This is a genomic window from Rhizobium aureum (assembly GCF_030182495.1).
GTDB lineage: Bacteria > Pseudomonadota > Alphaproteobacteria > Rhizobiales > Rhizobiaceae > Rhizobium > Rhizobium tropici_C.
In genome coordinates this window covers 355,064-371,917 of the sequence record NZ_JAQJCI010000003.1, presented here as the reverse complement: position 1 = coordinate 371,917, position 16,854 = coordinate 355,064, and the positions used below count along the sequence as shown (strand labels likewise).

Annotated in this window: 14 protein-coding genes; 3 read left to right on the top strand and 11 right to left on the bottom strand. The window is 61.1% G+C overall.

The window, feature by feature from the left end; translation table 11 throughout:
• Window positions 1-23 precede the first annotated feature (23 nt).
• Window positions 24-1,235: an acyltransferase family protein gene (locus PH552_RS10555; protein WP_183761505.1), complete on the top strand. Its 1,212-nt coding sequence runs from the start codon at window positions 24-26 to the stop codon at window positions 1,233-1,235.
• Window positions 1,236-1,469: 234 nt separating this feature from the next.
• Here the strand turns inward: PH552_RS10555 and PH552_RS10550 are convergent, their stop codons facing one another.
• From PH552_RS10550 to PH552_RS10540, 3 genes are read right to left on the bottom strand one after another with little or no spacing between them, the layout of a single operon-like run.
• The gene (locus tag PH552_RS10550; protein WP_183761508.1) at window positions 1,470-2,591 is read right to left on the bottom strand and encodes a mandelate racemase/muconate lactonizing enzyme family protein; all 1,122 of its coding nucleotides are present in this window, start codon (window positions 2,589-2,591) and stop codon (window positions 1,470-1,472) included.
• A gap of 21 nt (window positions 2,592-2,612) precedes the next feature.
• Window positions 2,613-4,112 carry an aldehyde dehydrogenase family protein gene (locus PH552_RS10545; protein WP_183761511.1) on the bottom strand — a complete coding sequence of 500 codons (1,500 nt, stop codon included), beginning with the start codon at window positions 4,110-4,112 and terminating at the stop codon, window positions 2,613-2,615.
• Between the two features lies 1 nt (window position 4,113).
• Complete coding sequence (locus tag PH552_RS10540) at window positions 4,114-5,259, bottom strand: iron-containing alcohol dehydrogenase (protein ID WP_113249128.1); 1,146 nt, start codon at window positions 5,257-5,259, stop codon at window positions 4,114-4,116.
• 117 nt (window positions 5,260-5,376) lie between these two features.
• Between PH552_RS10540 and PH552_RS10535 the strand changes: the two genes are divergently transcribed.
• A complete protein-coding gene (locus PH552_RS10535) occupies window positions 5,377-6,282 on the top strand; it encodes a LysR substrate-binding domain-containing protein (RefSeq protein ID WP_285165918.1) in 906 nt (301 codons plus the stop codon).
• A gap of 236 nt (window positions 6,283-6,518) precedes the next feature.
• Here the strand turns inward: PH552_RS10535 and PH552_RS10530 are convergent, their stop codons facing one another.
• From PH552_RS10530 to PH552_RS10505, 6 genes are all read right to left on the bottom strand, one after another.
• Window positions 6,519-6,926: a F0F1 ATP synthase subunit epsilon gene (locus tag PH552_RS10530; protein WP_095436050.1), complete on the bottom strand. Its 408-nt coding sequence runs from the start codon at window positions 6,924-6,926 to the stop codon at window positions 6,519-6,521.
• A 77-nt stretch (window positions 6,927-7,003) separates the two neighbouring features.
• Window positions 7,004-8,434: a F0F1 ATP synthase subunit beta gene (atpD, locus tag PH552_RS10525; RefSeq protein ID WP_069613407.1), complete on the bottom strand. Its 1,431-nt coding sequence runs from the start codon at window positions 8,432-8,434 to the stop codon at window positions 7,004-7,006.
• A gap of 24 nt (window positions 8,435-8,458) precedes the next feature.
• Window positions 8,459-9,343: a F0F1 ATP synthase subunit gamma gene (locus tag PH552_RS10520; RefSeq protein ID WP_015341388.1), complete on the bottom strand. Its 885-nt coding sequence runs from the start codon at window positions 9,341-9,343 to the stop codon at window positions 8,459-8,461.
• A 28-nt stretch (window positions 9,344-9,371) separates the two neighbouring features.
• Window positions 9,372-10,901, bottom strand: a complete 1,530-nt coding sequence (atpA, locus tag PH552_RS10515) for a F0F1 ATP synthase subunit alpha (protein ID WP_069613405.1) — start codon at window positions 10,899-10,901, stop codon at window positions 9,372-9,374.
• A complete protein-coding gene (locus PH552_RS10510) occupies window positions 10,901-11,467 on the bottom strand; it encodes a F0F1 ATP synthase subunit delta (protein WP_113249130.1) in 567 nt (188 codons plus the stop codon). The genes atpA and PH552_RS10510 overlap by 1 nt, the downstream gene beginning before the upstream one ends.
• Window positions 11,468-11,729: 262 nt before the next feature.
• Window positions 11,730-12,113: an AGROH133_08824 family phage infection protein gene (locus tag PH552_RS10505; protein ID WP_113249131.1), complete on the bottom strand. Its 384-nt coding sequence runs from the start codon at window positions 12,111-12,113 to the stop codon at window positions 11,730-11,732.
• 259 nt (window positions 12,114-12,372) lie between these two features.
• Between PH552_RS10505 and PH552_RS10500 the strand changes: the two genes are divergently transcribed.
• Window positions 12,373-13,428 (top strand): nucleotidyltransferase family protein, encoded by a 1,056-nt coding sequence (locus PH552_RS10500; RefSeq protein WP_113249175.1) that lies wholly within the window; start codon window positions 12,373-12,375, stop codon window positions 13,426-13,428.
• 2 nt (window positions 13,429-13,430) lie between these two features.
• Here the strand turns inward: PH552_RS10500 and PH552_RS10495 are convergent, their stop codons facing one another.
• On the bottom strand, window positions 13,431-15,662 hold the full coding sequence (locus tag PH552_RS10495) for a primosomal protein N' (RefSeq protein ID WP_113249177.1): 2,232 nt from the start codon (window positions 15,660-15,662) through the stop codon (window positions 13,431-13,433).
• Window positions 15,663-15,711: 49 nt separating this feature from the next.
• Complete coding sequence (locus PH552_RS10490) at window positions 15,712-16,848, bottom strand: AAA family ATPase (RefSeq protein ID WP_112341352.1); 1,137 nt, start codon at window positions 16,846-16,848, stop codon at window positions 15,712-15,714.
• Window positions 16,849-16,854: the final 6 nt, after the last annotated feature.

The following is a 16,854-nucleotide window of genomic DNA, read 5'->3' as shown; positions in this document are numbered from 1 at the left end:
ACGGAGTTTCGGCGGATACGGGAATGGAGAACGGAAGACGTCTGGGAGGAGCGGATTTCATGCGCGCTGTCGCATGTCTGATGGTGCTTGTTCACCATCTCGTGCTTCGCATGAATTTCTACAAGATCCCACCGGATCTGGACATGACTTTCATAATCGCGCGCTTCGGCAATCACGGCGTCTCGGTCTTCTTCGTCCTCAGCGGCTTTCTGCTTGCCCGCCCCTTCTGGCTGGCGCTGGATAGAGCCGAATCCCTGCCTTCGCTGAAGATCTACGCCATGCGCCGCGCCGCACGCATCCTGCCGGGTTTCTGGTTTGCTCTGACGGTCGGCTTCCTGATCAGCTTCACGATCTACGGCTTTCCGCTCGATGGAGAGCTCGTCGGCCGCTACATCTCCGGTTTCTTCCTGATGAGTCAATGGCACTGGCGCACCTTCTTCCCGGTACAGGGCGATGGGCCGCTATGGTCGATCCCCTTCGAGACGACCTGCTATGTGCTCTTGCCGATCGGTTTCCTGCTGCTGTTTCATCCGAAATCGAGATCGCGTTCCATTCTTGTCAGCCGCCTGCTCTGGATCGGCATCATTGCGATATCATTGATCGGCCATTGGCTTGTCGTCACCTATCTTCCAACGGACACTGCCGGGCGCGGATGGCAATATGGCTTCCAGGGTGGCGCCAAGGAATGGATGCCGCGTTACAATCCCATCGGCTTTTTCGCGATATTCGCGATCGGCGCGCTGGCCGCCGGAATCCAAACCATCCTCCCGGCGCGGCGCTCGGCAATCTATGACATCATCGGCGCGCTCGCGATCGTCATGGGCGCATGGCAATTGCCGCAGTCGATCGGCGGCGCGGGAGAAGGCTATGCCTGGCTCGGCATTCCCTATCAATTCCCGCTGCTTCCCCTCGCGGTCGCGATCGCGCTTTGTGCGCTTCCGCAATCGCTGCTGCTGGCAAAGCTGCTCGACAATCCCGTGAGCCGTTATGTCGCCACCGTCTCCTTCGGCGTCTACATTTGGCAGGATATCGTGCTGACCTTGATGCCTCAGCTCTTTCCCTCATCCTTCGGCGCAGGTTCGGACGACGTTCTCGGCGGCTGGATAGTCTCAAGCCTGATCGCAACCGCCATCATTTTTGCCATCGGCACGCTGAGCTATGTGCTGCTCGAACGCCCCGTCATTCAGTGGGCACGCTCGCGGGAAAACACGCTGATACGGCCTGTCGCTGCGTGATATCGGGCCATCGCATGTGAGACACGTCGGCGGCGCGCTCCCCTTTTCCCCTCGGCGAGAAGGTGCCGTCAGGCGGATGAGGGGGAGCTCCCAAGAGCACGAAAATCCCCCGCATCCAAATCGCTCAACCCCCTCATCCGACCCTTCGGGCCACCTTCTCCCCAAGGGGAGAAGGAGCTGCGGTGTTCACGCACCTCACATGCCAGGCCTTGCTATCTAATTCAGCAGATGCCTTCAGATGCGCGTCGCCTTCAGACGCTCCTCATCGAGAACGATGCCGAGGCCTGGTGCGGCGCCGAGATCCAGCCAGCCGGCCTCGTGCTTGAGCGGCGAGGCCATCGGATAGTCGCGGCGGGCTTCACTCCATTCCGGATTGTCATAGGGGTATTCGAGCCAGGCCGCATCGCCCACTCCGGCGGTCAGATGGGCATTGGCGAGAACGCCGACGCCATTCGTCCACGAATGCGGCGTGAATTGCACACCCGCTTCGCGGGCCTGATAGACCAGCCGCCGGCAGCCCGTGATGCCGCCGACGAGCGCGACATCCGGCTGGATGACGTCGAAAGCGCGCTCCTCGATGATGTCGCGGAACTCGTAGAGCTCGCGCGTCATCTCGCCGCCGACGATTCTGACCGAGGTTGCCTGTTTCAACTCTTTCATGCCCTTGCGGTCGGAGCGGTGAAGCGGCTCTTCCATCCAGTAGACGGCGAGCCGCTCCAGCTCCCTGGCGACGGCAAGCGCATCCTTGAAAGTCCATGGCAGGGTCGTATCCCAGGGCATGCGCCAACCCTGATTGCAGTCGACCATCAGCTCCAGCCGATCACCGACGCGGGCGCGGATCGCTTCCAGTGCCTTGACGTCCTCGCGCCAGCCGCCGCGGCCGCCCGAAGACGAGGAGAAGCGCACCTTCATGGCAGGGAAGCCTTCGTCGATATAACGCTCGGCCTGATCCGCCATGGCAGAGGGCTCGCGCAACACGCCGGAGGAGGCATAGAGCCGCACCCGGCTGGCACGGCCGCCGAGCATCCGCCAGACCGGCTCGCCGGTAATCTTGCCGGAGAGGTCCCACAGCGCCAGATCCATCGGCCAGCAGCGGCCATAATGGAAGCTGATATGCGAGAGGACTTCATAGTGCCGTTCGACGTGCCGGGGATCCTGCCCGATGAACAGATCCTCATGGCCCTCGAAACCCTTCATCAGATCGCCGGAGCCGATGCCTTCGCGACCTTCATCGTCTCGGACGCGCACGATGGTCGCATCGAAATGCCGGCGTGGACGGCCATCCCAGCTCGCCTTGAACGCCGGATCGAGCTGCAGGCGATGATGGGTGATCTCGATGGAAACGATCTTGCTCATGGTCGTACCTCCCTACAAACCTCAGCCGAACTGCTGCCAGATCGTCTTGTAGTCGCAATATTTGTCGATCGCATGCACCGAGCGGTCGCGGCCGAAACCGGACTGCTTGAAGCCGCCGAACGGCGTCGCGAAATTCGACATGTCATAGGTGTTGATCCACACCGTACCCGCATGGATCTCTTCGGAAAAACGGTGGGCGCGATCCATGTCCCTGGTAAAGACCGCTCCGGCCAACCCGTAAATCGTGTCGTTGGCGATCTTCAGTGCCTCCTCCTCTGTATCGAAGGGAATGGCGGCGAGCACGGGGCCGAAGATTTCCTGCCGTGCCAGGCTCATGTCGTTGGTCATGTCGACGAAGACACCCGGCGAAACATAATAGCCGCCGGTCTCGCTCATGACGCGCTCGGCACCGAAGGCTCGGCGCGCGCCTTCCTTCTCGCCGGCCGCAATCATCGCCAGCACCTTGTTCATATGCTCTTCCTCGATCAGCGCGCCAATCTGCGCCGAGGGGTCGAGCGGATGCTTGAGGGCGATATCGGAGCGGGTGACAGCCTCGATCTTCGCGATCAGTCTGTCCTGCACCGAACGCTGCACGATGAGGCGGGTCGAGGCATGGCAAGTCTCGCCAGAATTGTAGAAGCAGCCCCAGGCAGCCGCGACAGCGGCGGCATCCAGATCGGCATCTTCGAACACGACCAGCGGCGACTTGCCGCCAAGCTCGAGTGCCACCCGCTTGACGTTCGATTGCGCCGCATAACCCATGATCAGCTTGCCGACTTCAGTGGAGCCGGTGAAGGCGATCATGTCGACATCCATGTGCAGCGCCAGCGGCTTGCCGGTTTCCTCTCCGTAACCCGTCACCACGTTGAAGACGCCAGCCGGAAGGCCGGCTTCGACGGCAAGCTCGGCAAGCCGAATCGCGGAAAGCGAGGACTGTTCGGCCGGCTTCAGCACGACGGAATTGCCGGCGGCAATGGCCGGCCCGAGCTTCCAGGCATCGATGATCATCGGATAATTCCAGGGCGTGATCGCCCCGATGACGCCAAGCGGCACCTTGCGCACCAAGGCCCGCGCATTCGGGCCGGTCGGCGCAATCTCGTCATACATCTTGTCGATCATTTCGCCGTAGAACTGGATGCCGTCGGCGCAGAGCCGCACATCGACACCAAGCGACGCCATGACCGGCTTGCCGACATCGATCGTCTCGAGCATGGCCAGCTCGTCACCATGGGCGCGGATGAGATCAGCCCATTTCAACATGATCTTCTTCTTTTCGAGCGGCTCCTTCTTGCGCCAGATACCGCTCTCGAAGGCAGCGCGAGCCGAGGCAACGGCAGCGTCGACGTCAGCGGCATTGCCGCGCGCAAGCTCAGCGCCGGGCTTGCCGTCCATCGGCCGAATGCGGATAAAAGTCTCGCCGGATGCGGCGGCACGATGGGCGCCGTCAATGAAGTGCCGTCCTTCGGGCTTGAGGCCAGAGAGAACGCTTTCCCAATAGTCGCGCGTGTAATTCTTGGTCATTTCAGATTCCTTTCGGCAGCGCCATGACGGCGGCAGCAAAGCGGTCGATATCGGCATCCGTCACGTCACGGATCGTCGAACGCCGCATGGGCTGATTTTCGGTCGCGCGCATCTCGCGGGCGAGATCGGTTTCGTTGAACGGCTTGAATGCAGCCGGCAGCGCGCGCACGATGCCGCAGCGATCCATCCAGTCGGAGACGAAAGCGGGAAGTTCGGCGGCTTTATCGAGGCCGCAGGCCTTAGCCGCGGCATTCAGATCTGCGGTATCGGCCTCGACGAGCCAGGGCAGCGTCACCTCGAAGCCCAGCGCCGTCGCAAGCCCGTGATGGACAGGGCCGAGGCCGGCGAGCGCATGGCTGATATTGTGGGCAATCGCCGTGCCGCAATTGTCGATGGCAATGCCGGCAAAGCAGGAGCCAAGCAGCACGTCGCCCCGCGCCGCCATATCATTGGGCTGCTTGACGGCAGTCTCGAGAGCGCCGGTGATCAAACGCAGCGCCTGATGGGCATAGAACTGGGCGCCGTGATGCGTGTTGCGGTTCGTGGCTGCTTCGAAGGCATGGATGAAAGCATCGAGACCGCACCACGCAGTGAGATTAGCAGGCAAGGTCTTCGTCAGCGCCGGATCGAGGATGACGAGGTCAGCCTTCGTCTCCGGTCCCCAGATCCAGAGCTTCTTGCCCTCAGGCCCGGCAAAGATATTCGTCGCCGATGTCTCCGAACCCGTCCCGGCCGTGGTGGGGATCATGATTTTCTTCAGCGGGTTTTTCGGCAGGGGATTGGCGGCCAGCGCGTAATGCATCGGATCCTTGCCCGACGCGATGCAGCAGGCGACGATCTTGCCGATATCGAGCGCCGAGCCGCCGCCGATGCCGATCACCATATCCGCGCCCTGCCCCGCCACGATCGCCGCATGCAGATGCGCAAGCTTCGGCTCGCCGGCAAAATCGGAAAAGACCCGCGTCTTTACGCCTGCTTCCGCAAGCTCTGCGCTGACCCTGGCAGCAAGTCCAGACTGCGCCAGGAAGGCATCGATGACGAGCAGAACGGTGCGAACGCCATCGAAGGATTTGACCGCAGCGGGAAGGCCGGAGAGCGCACCGTCGCCGAAACGAATGTCAGGAATGGCGGAAATGGAAAAGGACACGTGGGATCCCCTTGGAAAAGCGGCCGAAAATGATGCCACAATCCTGCATCACAATTTCAGATCTTCAAATCCGGGCAATTATCGGGAATATTGATGATTTGAAGTCATGGAGAACAGATGCTGGAGAAAATACCGCTGGAGGCCTTCCGCGTCTTCGACGCGGCAGCGCGTGCCATGAACTTCTCTCGCGCCGGCCGCGAGCTCAACATCACCCAGGCCGCCGTCAGCCGCCGCGTCAAGGGACTGGAGGATCATCTCGGCGCGACGCTCTTCACCAGGCGTGGCCGAAATCTGGCACTGACACCGGACGGCGAGCGGCTATTCCAGCGCGTCCGCGCCACGCTGGAATATCTGGAGGAAAGCCTGGAGCCATTTCGCACAGGAACAGGCGAAATCATCTCGATCGCGGCCAGCGGCTCTATCTCCCATCTCTGGCTCGGGCAGCGGCTGCGGGATTTCGGCAAGGAGAGCCCCGGCATCTCCGTGCGCCTGCTGACGACCGACGTTCATTCCGAACTCGCCTCGGAGAACAACGATCTCATCATCATCTATTCCACCGGCGAGCATCCGCGCTGGAGTCTGACGCCGCTTTTGAATGAAGTGCTGATCCCAGTTGCCTCGCCGGATTATCTGGCAGCCCGCAGTCTCGACCCGCAGGCACAGACGGCGGTCGACATTGCCGGGCTCGATCTCATCGATTACGAACGCGCCAACGCCCATTGGATCAGCTTCCGCCAATGGTTCGGCCGCGTTGGTGACCCCTTGAAGGGCAAGCTGCCGCGACCGCGCCTGTCCTTCTCGACCTATATCATGGCGGTGGAAGCAGCACTCAGGGGCGAAGGTATCGCGCTCGGCAGCCTCGGCCTCATCGAAGAATATCTGCAATCCGGCGCGCTGGTCACAGTAGGCCAGGATCGTGTCGAGAGCGGCTTCGGATATTATCTCGGTGCACCGCGCTTTCGCGCGCTGTCTCCGGAGGCGGCCCAGCTGCACCGGTTCCTACTGCAGGGGCAGTCGGTCTGATGCGGGTTCGGAAAAAAATTCCGACTACCCTACAGGGCAACCGCATGTGAAATCGTTGCCTCCCCACCTTCTCCCCCTCGGGGAGAAGGGATTGCTGAGCTGACACGCCTCATATGCGACTACCTAACTTCCCGGTCATGACTTACCGAACAGCAGCACCAGCAAAGGCATGACATCACAACAAAAAAGCGGCCCAGAGGACCGCTTTCATCTCACTCATCGATGTTCGGATCTTATCAATCCTGCGGGATCGAGCCGCGCAGATGCGAGAGTTCCATGATGAAGTGCTCCAGGCGCGATTTGTGCTCGTGATGCTCGGCATCTTCAAGCTCGGCCTTGGCGGCATTGATGCGGCGGTCCAGCTCGTCGCGGCTCATGTCTTCGACCGGAACGGCGGATTCGGCGAGCAGCGTGCAGCCGGTCGGCAGGATGTCGGCGAAACCGCCGAAAACGACGTAGTCCTGCTTCTTGCCCGAAGCCGAATGCACCTTGACGACGCCCGGCTTGATCGTGGTCATGGTCGGCGCATGGTTCGCCATGACGGTCATCTCGCCTTCGCTGGCGGGGATGACGACATCGATGACCTGTTCCGACAGCAGCAGGCGCTCCGGAGAAACCAGTTCGAAATTGAAATTGTCAGCCATGGCCCGTCACTTCTCGATTGTCTTATTCGCAAGGCAAGGGCGCGCGGACAAGGCCGCGCGCCGATGGATTGGCCTGATCAGGCAGCCAGTTTCTTGGCCTTTTCGATCGCTTCGTCGATCGAGCCGACCATGTAGAAGGCAGCTTCCGGCAGGTGGTCGTATTCGCCGTTGACGAGGCCCTTGAAGCCCTTGATCGTGTCTTCGAGGGCGACGAGCTTGCCCGGCGAACCGGTGAAGACTTCGGCGACGAAGAACGGCTGCGACAGGAAGCGCTCGATCTTGCGGGCGCGGGCAACGGCCAGCTTGTCGTCTTCGGACAGTTCGTCCATGCCCAGGATGGCGATGATGTCCTGCAGGGCCTTGTAGCGCTGCAGCGTCGACTGAACCTTACGGGCAACTTCGTAATGCTCTTCGCCGACGACCATCGGGTCGAGCATGCGCGAGGTGGAGTCGAGCGGGTCGACGGCCGGATAGATGCCCTTTTCAGCGATCGAGCGCGACAGAACGGTCGTTGCGTCCAGGTGGGCGAACGAGGTTGCCGGTGCCGGGTCGGTCAAGTCGTCGGCCGGAACGTAAATGGCCTGAACCGAGGTGATCGAGCCCGTCGTCGTCGTGGTGATGCGTTCCTGCATCTGGCCCATGTCGGTTGCGAGCGTCGGCTGATAGCCCACGGCCGAAGGAATACGGCCGAGCAGAGCCGACACTTCCGAACCAGCCTGCGTGAAGCGGAAGATGTTGTCGACGAAGAACAGAACGTCCTGGCCTTCATCGCGGAAGTTTTCAGCGACGGTCAGACCGGTCAGAGCGACGCGAGCGCGGGCGCCCGGCGGTTCGTTCATCTGGCCGTAAACGAGCGCGGCCTTGGAGCCTTCACCGCCGCCGTGCTTGTTGACGCCCGATTCGATCATTTCGTGGTAAAGGTCGTTACCTTCGCGGGTACGCTCACCCACGCCTGCAAACACCGAGTAACCACCGTGCGCCTTGGCGACGTTGTTGATCAGTTCCATGATGAGAACGGTCTTGCCGACACCGGCGCCGCCGAACAGGCCGATCTTGCCGCCCTTCGCATAAGGAGCGAGCAGGTCGACGACCTTGATGCCGGTGACGAGGATCTGCGCTTCCGTGGACTGCTCGACGTAGGACGGAGCTTCCTGGTGGATGGCGCGCTTCTTGGAGGTGTTCAGCGGACCTGCTTCGTCGACCGGCTCGCCGATGACGTTCATGATACGGCCGAGCGTCTCATGTCCGACCGGAACCGAAATCGGTGCGCCCGTGTCCTTGACCGGCTGACCGCGAACCAGACCTTCGGTCGAGTCCATGGCAATGGTGCGGACGGAATTTTCGCCGAGGTGCTGTGCGACTTCGAGAACCAGACGATTGCCGTTATTGTCGGTTTCAAGCGCGTTCAGGATCGCCGGGAGCTCGCCGTCGAAAGCAACGTCCACAACGGCGCCGATAACCTGAGTAACCTTACCGACAGAACCTGCGGGGGTAGCTGCGTCAGCCATATTCTTACCCTCTTTTCCCTAACCTCAGAGCGCTTCCGCGCCCGAAATGATTTCAATCAATTCCTTGGTGATCTGTGCCTGACGCTGACGGTTGTAGTTCAGCGTCAGCTTGTTGATCATCTCACCAGCGTTGCGCGTCGCATTGTCCATCGCGCTCATCTTGGCGCCCATCTCGCCGGCGACGTTTTCGAGCAACGCGCGGAAGATCTGGACCGAGATGTTGCGCGGGATCAGGTCCGCGAGGATCGAAGCCGCATCCGGCTCGTATTCGTAGACGGCGCCCTTGTGGGCCGCATCTTCTTCGACGACGGCGGGAGCCGAAGCCGGAATGAGCTGCTGTGCCGTCGGGATCTGGCTGATCACCGACTTGAATTCGGAATAGAACAGCGTGCAGACATCGAATTCGCCGGCTTCGAACATCTCGATGATGCGCTTGCCGATGGCGTCGGCATTGTCGAAACCGATGCGCTTGACGTCGCGCAATTCCTTGCGCTCGACGATCAGCGAGGCGTATTCGCGGCGAAGGACGTCATAGCCCTTCTTGCCGACGGTGAAGATCTTCACCGTCTTGCCTTCGGCCAGAAGCTTGCGGGCATGATCGCGGGCAAAGCGCGAAATCTGCGAATTGAAACCGCCGCACAGACCGCGCTCGGCCGTGCAGACGACGAGCAGATGCACATCGCTCTTGCCGGTTCCGGTCATCAGCAGCGGTGCACCGTCAGCATCGCTGACGGCAGCCGAAATATTGGCCAGAACAGCGGCCATGCGCTGCGAGTAAGGCCGGGCGGCCTCGGCCGCCTCCTGCGCACGCCGAAGCTTCGCCGCGGCGACCATTTTCATCGCCTTGGTGATCTTCTGCGTCGCCTTGACGGAGGCGATCCGGTTTTTCAGATCCTTGAGTGAAGGCATCCTTGATCCGTCCTAGAGCTTGGCCCGATTACGCGAAAGACTTGGCGAAGCTGTCGAGAGCAGCGGTGAGCTTGCCCTTCGTCGCGTCGCTGATGGCCTTTTCGGTACGGATGGTGTCGAGGATGTCCTTGCCTTCCGAGCGGAGGTACGACAGCAGGCCCTGCTCGAACTTGCCAACCTGAGCAACAGGCAGCTTGTCGAGGTAGCCGTTGACGCCGGCGAAGATCACCGCAACCTGCTCTTCCGTCTTCAGCGGCGAGAACTGCGGCTGCTTCAGGAGTTCGGTCAGGCGAGCACCACGGTTCAGCAGGCGCTGCGTTGCCGCATCGAGGTCGGAACCGAACTGGGCGAAGGCGGCCATTTCACGATACTGGGCGAGTTCACCCTTGATCGAGCCGGCAACCTGCTTCATCGCCTTGATCTGAGCGGACGAGCCGACGCGCGAAACCGAGAGACCGACGTTAACAGCCGGGCGGATACCCTGATAGAACAGGTCGGTTTCAAGGAAGATCTGGCCGTCGGTGATCGAGATCACGTTGGTCGGAATGAAGGCCGAAACGTCGTTGCCCTGCGTTTCGATGACCGGCAGAGCGGTGAGCGAACCAGCGCCCTTCTCGTCGTTCATCTTTGCAGCGCGCTCGAGGAGGCGCGAGTGCAGGTAGAAAACATCGCCGGGATAAGCTTCGCGGCCCGGCGGGCGGCGCAGCAGCAGCGACATCTGACGGTAGGCAACGGCCTGCTTGGAGAGGTCGTCATAACCGATCAGGGCGTGCTGGGCGTTGTCACGGAAGTATTCGCCCATGGCGCAGCCGGCGAACGGAGCCAGGAACTGCATCGGAGCCGGATCGGAAGCGGTCGCCGCGACGATGATCGAGTACTTCAGGGCGCCGCGCTCTTCGAGCACCTTGACGAACTGGGCGACGGTCGAACGCTTCTGGCCGACAGCGACGTAGACGCAGAACAGCTTTTCACTGTCCGGACCGTTATCCTGAATGGACTTCTGGTTCAGGATCGTGTCGAGGATGATGGCGGTCTTGCCGGTCTGACGGTCACCGATGACGAGCTCGCGCTGGCCGCGGCCAACGGGGATCAGGGCGTCGATGGCCTTGAGGCCGGTCGACATCGGCTCATGAACCGACTTGCGCGGAATGATGCCCGGAGCCTTGACGTCGACGCGCGAACGGCGGGTCGCATTGATCGGGCCCTTGCCGTCGATCGGGTTGCCGAGCGCGTCGACAACGCGGCCGAGAAGTTCCGGACCGACCGGAACGTCAACGATCGCGCCGGTGCGCTTGACGGTGTCGCCTTCCTTGATATCACGGTCGGAGCCGAAGATAACCACGCCGACATTGTCGGCTTCGAGGTTCAGCGCCATGCCGCGGATACCGCCGGGGAATTCGACCATTTCGCCGGCCTGAACATTGTCCAGACCGTAGACGCGGGCGATACCGTCACCGACAGAGAGAACCTGGCCGACTTCGGAGACTTCAGCTTCCTTGCCGAAGTTTTTGATCTGATCTTTCAGAATTGCGGAAATTTCCGCGGCGCGGATATCCATCAGCCGACCTCTTTCAATGCAAGCTTAAGGGTGGAGAGTTTGGTGCGAAGGGACGTATCGATCTGACGCGAACCGACCTTGACGATCAGGCCGCCAAGGATCGACGGATCGACGGTGACGGCAATCGTCACGTCCTTGCCGGTGACGCCCTTCAGCGCCGCCTTCAATTCATCTTCCTGCGCCGGGGTCAGCGCATGGGCCGAGGTGACCTCGGCGGAAATCTCGCCGCGATGCTGGGCGGCGATGATGCGGAAAGCCTTGATCATGCCCGGCAGCGCAAAAAGGCGCCGGTTGCTGGCCACAAGCTTCAGAAAATTGGTGACATAGGCACCGAAGCCGACCTTCTTTGCCAGCGCCTCGATCGCGCCGACCTGCTCTTCAGCCGAAAAGACCGGGCTGAGGACGAAGCGCTTCAGATCGTCGCTTTCGTCGAGCATGGCTTGGAACCGATCGAGATCGGCGGTCACCGCCGGTACGGCAGCCTCTTCAAGGGCCAATTCGAACAGCGACGAGGCATATCGTTCTGCAACGCCAGAAACATGCTGGGATGTGTCTGCCACGGGCACAAAATTCCCTGATTTCAACCCAAGAACCAAACTTCCGGGTGACGGAAGCCATATGTCCTTGAATTCGTTTTGATTTCCCCCAGAAATCAGCAGGAGTGCGCTCCCACCTCATCCGAAATTCGGGGTTCGTCTAACATAGGATATTGAGACTCGCAACACGCGTAATCGACGAATACGCCATTCGGGCGAATTTATGATGGCAAAATTCTAAAAGCATGGGGATAGCGCGGCCGAAAAAGCCCGCATCGGCGCCATTTTCAGCTCAAATATAGCCGAGACCGTAGAGAAAAGGTAGCGCAGCAAGAATCGCCTGCACAACCAGAAGGAGAAGACTCAAAAATACACTGCCCCGATCGGACATCAGCGACAGGATGCGACCGAACACCGCGACGCCGAAGGAAGCACCGAGCGCGAGATAGATCATCGGCTGCGCAAGCAGGATCGCCACCAGCCCGAAGCCAACCATGAAGCCGCCGGCCGAGCGCGCCTCGGCATAAGCTTCGGATCGCCCTTCCTTCACCTGCAGCTTGAGGAAGCGGTAGGTGTAACCCGGCGCAAACATCAGGAAGAGGCCGATCAGCGCCGTGGCGGCAGCCGAACAATAGGCAAGCCGCTCGCCGAATTCTGTCGGAAAATAAAGCTCCATCGGTCGCCCTCAAATCAGCCCAAATCAAATCAATCACAGGAGGAGATCGACATATGGCATGAAGCGCAGGAAGAGGGAATACGGAATGAAAGCACTTCGTCGCAGGATATATGTAACTGCGTTAATGTTTTGAAAATACGTAGATTATCCCTTTTTTTATGTTATTCTTGAGGAAAGGGGATAATTTGCCGCTGACGCCGCCTCTTTGCGGAGGAGAATTTATCCCCTTTTAGCAAGATATTTTTCCAAAAGGGATAAATTGTTTTATTTCAGCGAATTAAAGAGCGATCAAATAAGGCAGACCATCGATACGGAGCAGCTGTTCGAGGCGTGGCTTGCCGTAAATGCCGAGTTGTCCCATCGATTTGCAGGCGCCATGGCGTGGAAAACAGTTTCCGGACGCGACTACCTTTATCGCAAGGCAAAGACCGCATGGAAATCACTTGGCCCACGCTCTTCCGACACTGAGCAAACTTACCACCAATTTCATGAGGGAAGAAACGAACGTCGGCAGCACTTGGCCACATTATCAACCAAGCTCGACGAAATGGCGGCTATCAATCGAGCTATGCGACTTGGCAGAATGCCATTAACAACCGCGCGTATTCTGCGGGCGCTCAATAGGGCCGATCTTATCGGTAGCGCTCTGGATATTGTCGGCACGAATGCGCTTTTTCTCTATGAGAGACTTGGCGGCATCAGGATCGAGAGCGGTCTCCTCGCAACCGGCGACATCGATCTGCTTTTCGACGCGCGAACAAACCTCAATCTTTTGCGAAGGAATATCGGCGCGGAAGGGTTGATGGGTATCCTACGCACTGCCGACAAATCCTTTCATTCACTTGGTAAGCGGAGTTTCCGCGCGGCAAACAAGGATGGATATCTTGTCGATTTGATCGGCCCCATGCCATCGCATCCCATCAGCAATTCAAGGCCCGCCAGTATTGGGCAGAATGAGGATGATCTGGCTGCCGTCGAAATAGAGGGCCTGCAATGGCTGGTTAATAGCCCTAAAGTGGCGGCCATTGTCCTTGATGAACGCGGCTACCCCGTACAATATACGTGCCCCGATCCCAGAAGTTTTGCCTTGCACAAGCTTTGGCTTTCACGCCGGGAAGATCGTGACCCACTGAAGAAACTCCGCGATGAAGCGCAGGCTCATGCGGTCGCAAACATGATAGGCCGTTATCTGCCGCATCTTCGATTTGACGACCCCGTACTCGGCGCTATTCCGAAGGGCCTGCGAAAGCTGTCTCATGAGTTGGAACAAACAGTCTCGAAGTCGCCAGACGATAAAATCGAGCCGAATTGGTAACCTCACAGAAAGCTTTGCGGATCGATATCGAGCTGCACCTGCACGGAGCCGCGCTCCTTCGGGGATTGCGCCAGCATCGCGCGCAGAAAACCCTGCATGTCGGAATTGCGCCGGCCATGCACGAGCAGGCGGAAGCGATGGCGGCCGCGCACCAGCGCGATCGGCGCTTCTGCCGGACCGAGCACCGAAATACCCGAAACCTGCGGCGCCGCATTGCGCATGCCGCGGGCGTGGGTTTCGGCATCCTGCCTCGTGTCGGCCGAGACGATGATCGAGGCGAGCCGGCCGAAGGGCGGCAAGATGGCCCTCTCCCGCTCCGAAATCTCCCGCTCGTAAAAGGCGCTGGCATCGCCCGAGACGATCGCCTGCATCACCGGGTGTTGCGGCTGGTAGGTCTGCAGCAGACCATGGCTCTTGAGGCCGGTTCGCCCGGCGCGTCCTGTCACCTGCGACAGGAGCTGGAACGTCCGCTCGGCGGCGCGCGGATCGCCATTCGCCAGGCCAAGATCCGCATCGACGATGCCGACCAGCGTCATCAGCGGGAAATTGTGTCCCTTGGCGACGAGCTGCGTACCGATGACGATATCAGCCTCGCCCTTGGCAATGGCGTCGAGCTCCAGTCTCAGCCGCTTGACGCCGCCCATGATGTCGGAGGAGAGCACGATCGTCCGCGCCTCGGGGAAATGCCGCTCCACCTCTTCCGCGATACGCTCGACGCCCGGACCGCAGGCAACGAGATGGTCGAGCGTGCCGCATTCGGGGCAGGCCTCCGGCGTGCGCTCGGCATAGCCGCATTGATGGCACTGGATCTGGTTGCGGAAGCGGTGCTCCACCAGCCAGCTCGAACATTGCGGGCACTGGAAGCGATGACCGCAGACGCGGCAGAGCGTCAGCGGCGCATAGCCGCGCCTGTTGAGGAACAGCAGCGCCTGCTCGCCCTTGGCAACCGTCTTACCGATCGCGCGGATCATCACGGGCGAAAGGAAGCCCCCGCGCTCTGGCGCATGCCGGCGCATATCGATCAGATGCAGGTCGGGAAGAGCCGCATCGCCAAAGCGCGTCGGCAGGTGGATTGTCGTGTAGCGCCCGCTCTGGCCGTTGACCTGACTTTCCACTGATGGGGTCGCCGACACCAGCACCACGGGAAAATCGCCGATGCGGCCGCGCACCACGGCCATATCTCGCGCATTATAATAGACGCGATCCTCCTGCTTGTAGGCAGGGTCATGCTCTTCATCGACGATGATGAGGCCGAGATCCTCGAAAGGCAGGAAGAGCGCCGAACGCGCCCCGGCCACGACCCGCACCTCGCCGGTGACCGCCTGGCGCCAGACTTTCTCGCGCATGCGCGGCGCAAGATCGGAATGCCATTCGGCCGGCTTGGCGCCGAAGCGATCCTGAAAACGCTCCAGAAAGCTTGCCGTCAGCGCGATTTCCGGCAGCAGGATCAGCACCTGCTTGCCACGCCTCAGCGTTTCGGCGATGGCCTCGAAATAGACCTCCGTCTTGCCGGAGCCGGTAACGCCGTCGATCAGGGAAACCGCGAACTCGCCCTTGCGGACATCGGCCAGGATCTCATCGGCAGCATCCTTCTGCGGCCCCTGCAGCCGCGACGCGGTGAATTCGGGATCCGGTTTGGCGACGACGGGCGGCGGCGGCAGGAAGATGGTCTCGAAAATGCCCTGCGCGATCAGCCCGTCGACGACGCTGGTGGACACACCCGCCGCATGCGCAAGCCCAGTGCGTGTCCACGACAATCCATCGGCGGCAATCTCCATCACCTTGGCGCGAGCCGGCGTCAGCCGCTCCGGCTGCCCGCCGATGAAGTGCAAGCCTTCGATCATCGGTTCGGGGTCGAAGGCGGCCGGCGCTCGAAGCGCCATGCGTGCCACCAGCCCCGGCGGCGACAGCGTATAGGCGGCAACCCAATCGATGAAATCGCGCATATGCTTGCCGAGCGGCGGACAATCGAACACATGGCTGATCGGCCGAAGCTTCTTCGGATCGACACCGCCATCATCCTCGCCATCCCAGACGACGCCGATCACCTGCCGCGGCCCGAGCGGCACCTGCACGACCGAACCCGGCTCCACCGCCAATCCCTCGGGCACGGCATAGGAATAGGCCCGCGGCGCCGGCATCGGCACGAGAACGGGAACCGTACGGCTCATCATAGACTTCGCGGGCGCCGCCTCGAAAAGCGCACCGAACAGATCGGAAGAATCTTTGCTCATTGCGCCAGACCATGCCCCGGACAGACAAAAAAGAAAACCCGGATTGCCGCTACTCGTCGTCATCATCGATCTCGCCAGTCGACCTCATGCCGTCGATCCAGGTGGAGCCGTCCTCACGGATCACCCGGCGCGGCTTCGCGCCGCAGCGTTCGCGCACGGCCTCGGCCAGACGTTCGGAATGGGTAACGATCCAGATCTGGCTCGTCTTTGCGGCCTCAGCGATCATGTCGGCAAGCGGCACCAGCATGTCGGGATGCAGGCTCGCCTCCGGCTCGTTGAGCGCGATCAGCGGCGGCAGGCGGTAGGACATCAAGGCGGCGGCGAGACCAAGGAAGCGGATCTGGCCATCGGAGAGCTCGCGCGGCTGGAAGACGCGATTGGGAAACTCGGGCAGCATCAGGCCGAAATCCGCCGTTTCCTGTGGCTCCGGCACCACGAGCCGCGCCCCTCCGAGCGCTGCGGCAAGAACCCGGTCCAGCTCGACAGTATCCTCGCGCGTATGGACGAGGGTTGCGAAAACGGCGGCGATATTGGCGCCATCCTCATCCAGCATGGGAGACGTCACGGCAAGGCAAGGCGCACGCAGCGGCGAGCCGCGATCTGTGCGGAAGCCGTGGTAGAATCGCCAGGCGTCAACGGCGCGCCGGAACGTGCCGACCTCGGGAAAATGACCGGCATCACCCAGCAACGCGACCGCCGTTTCGGAAGTCAGGGCGTTCTCGGGATGCGGCTGCATGCGGCCGCTCACGCCGCGCACGGAAATGCCTGGCCCGTCGCGCTTCATCATCGTCACCGGCCGCCGCCCGGTCTCGACCGAAAGCTCCTCGGCCTTGACCTGCGGCTCCAGCGGAAAGCCGGCGGAGGCGCAGGGCGGCCGCATGCCCGCTTCGATCCAGTAACGGAACGTCGCCGCCCGTTCCATGTCGAGCAGCTCGATATCGAAGCGGATACGAGGGGACTCATGCGAACGCCGCTTGCCCGACCACATGGCCGAGAACATCCCGCCTTCGCTGGAGATTTCATGCGCCAGCCGGCCACGAACCGCCGCCTGCACGAGCTGCAGCGAACGATAGAGATTGGACTTGCCCACCCCGTTCTCGCCGATGAACAGATTGACATCGGAAAGATCCATGCGGATCGAGCGCAGGGAACGATAATTCCGGGCAAACATGGAGCGTAGCTGCATGCCACG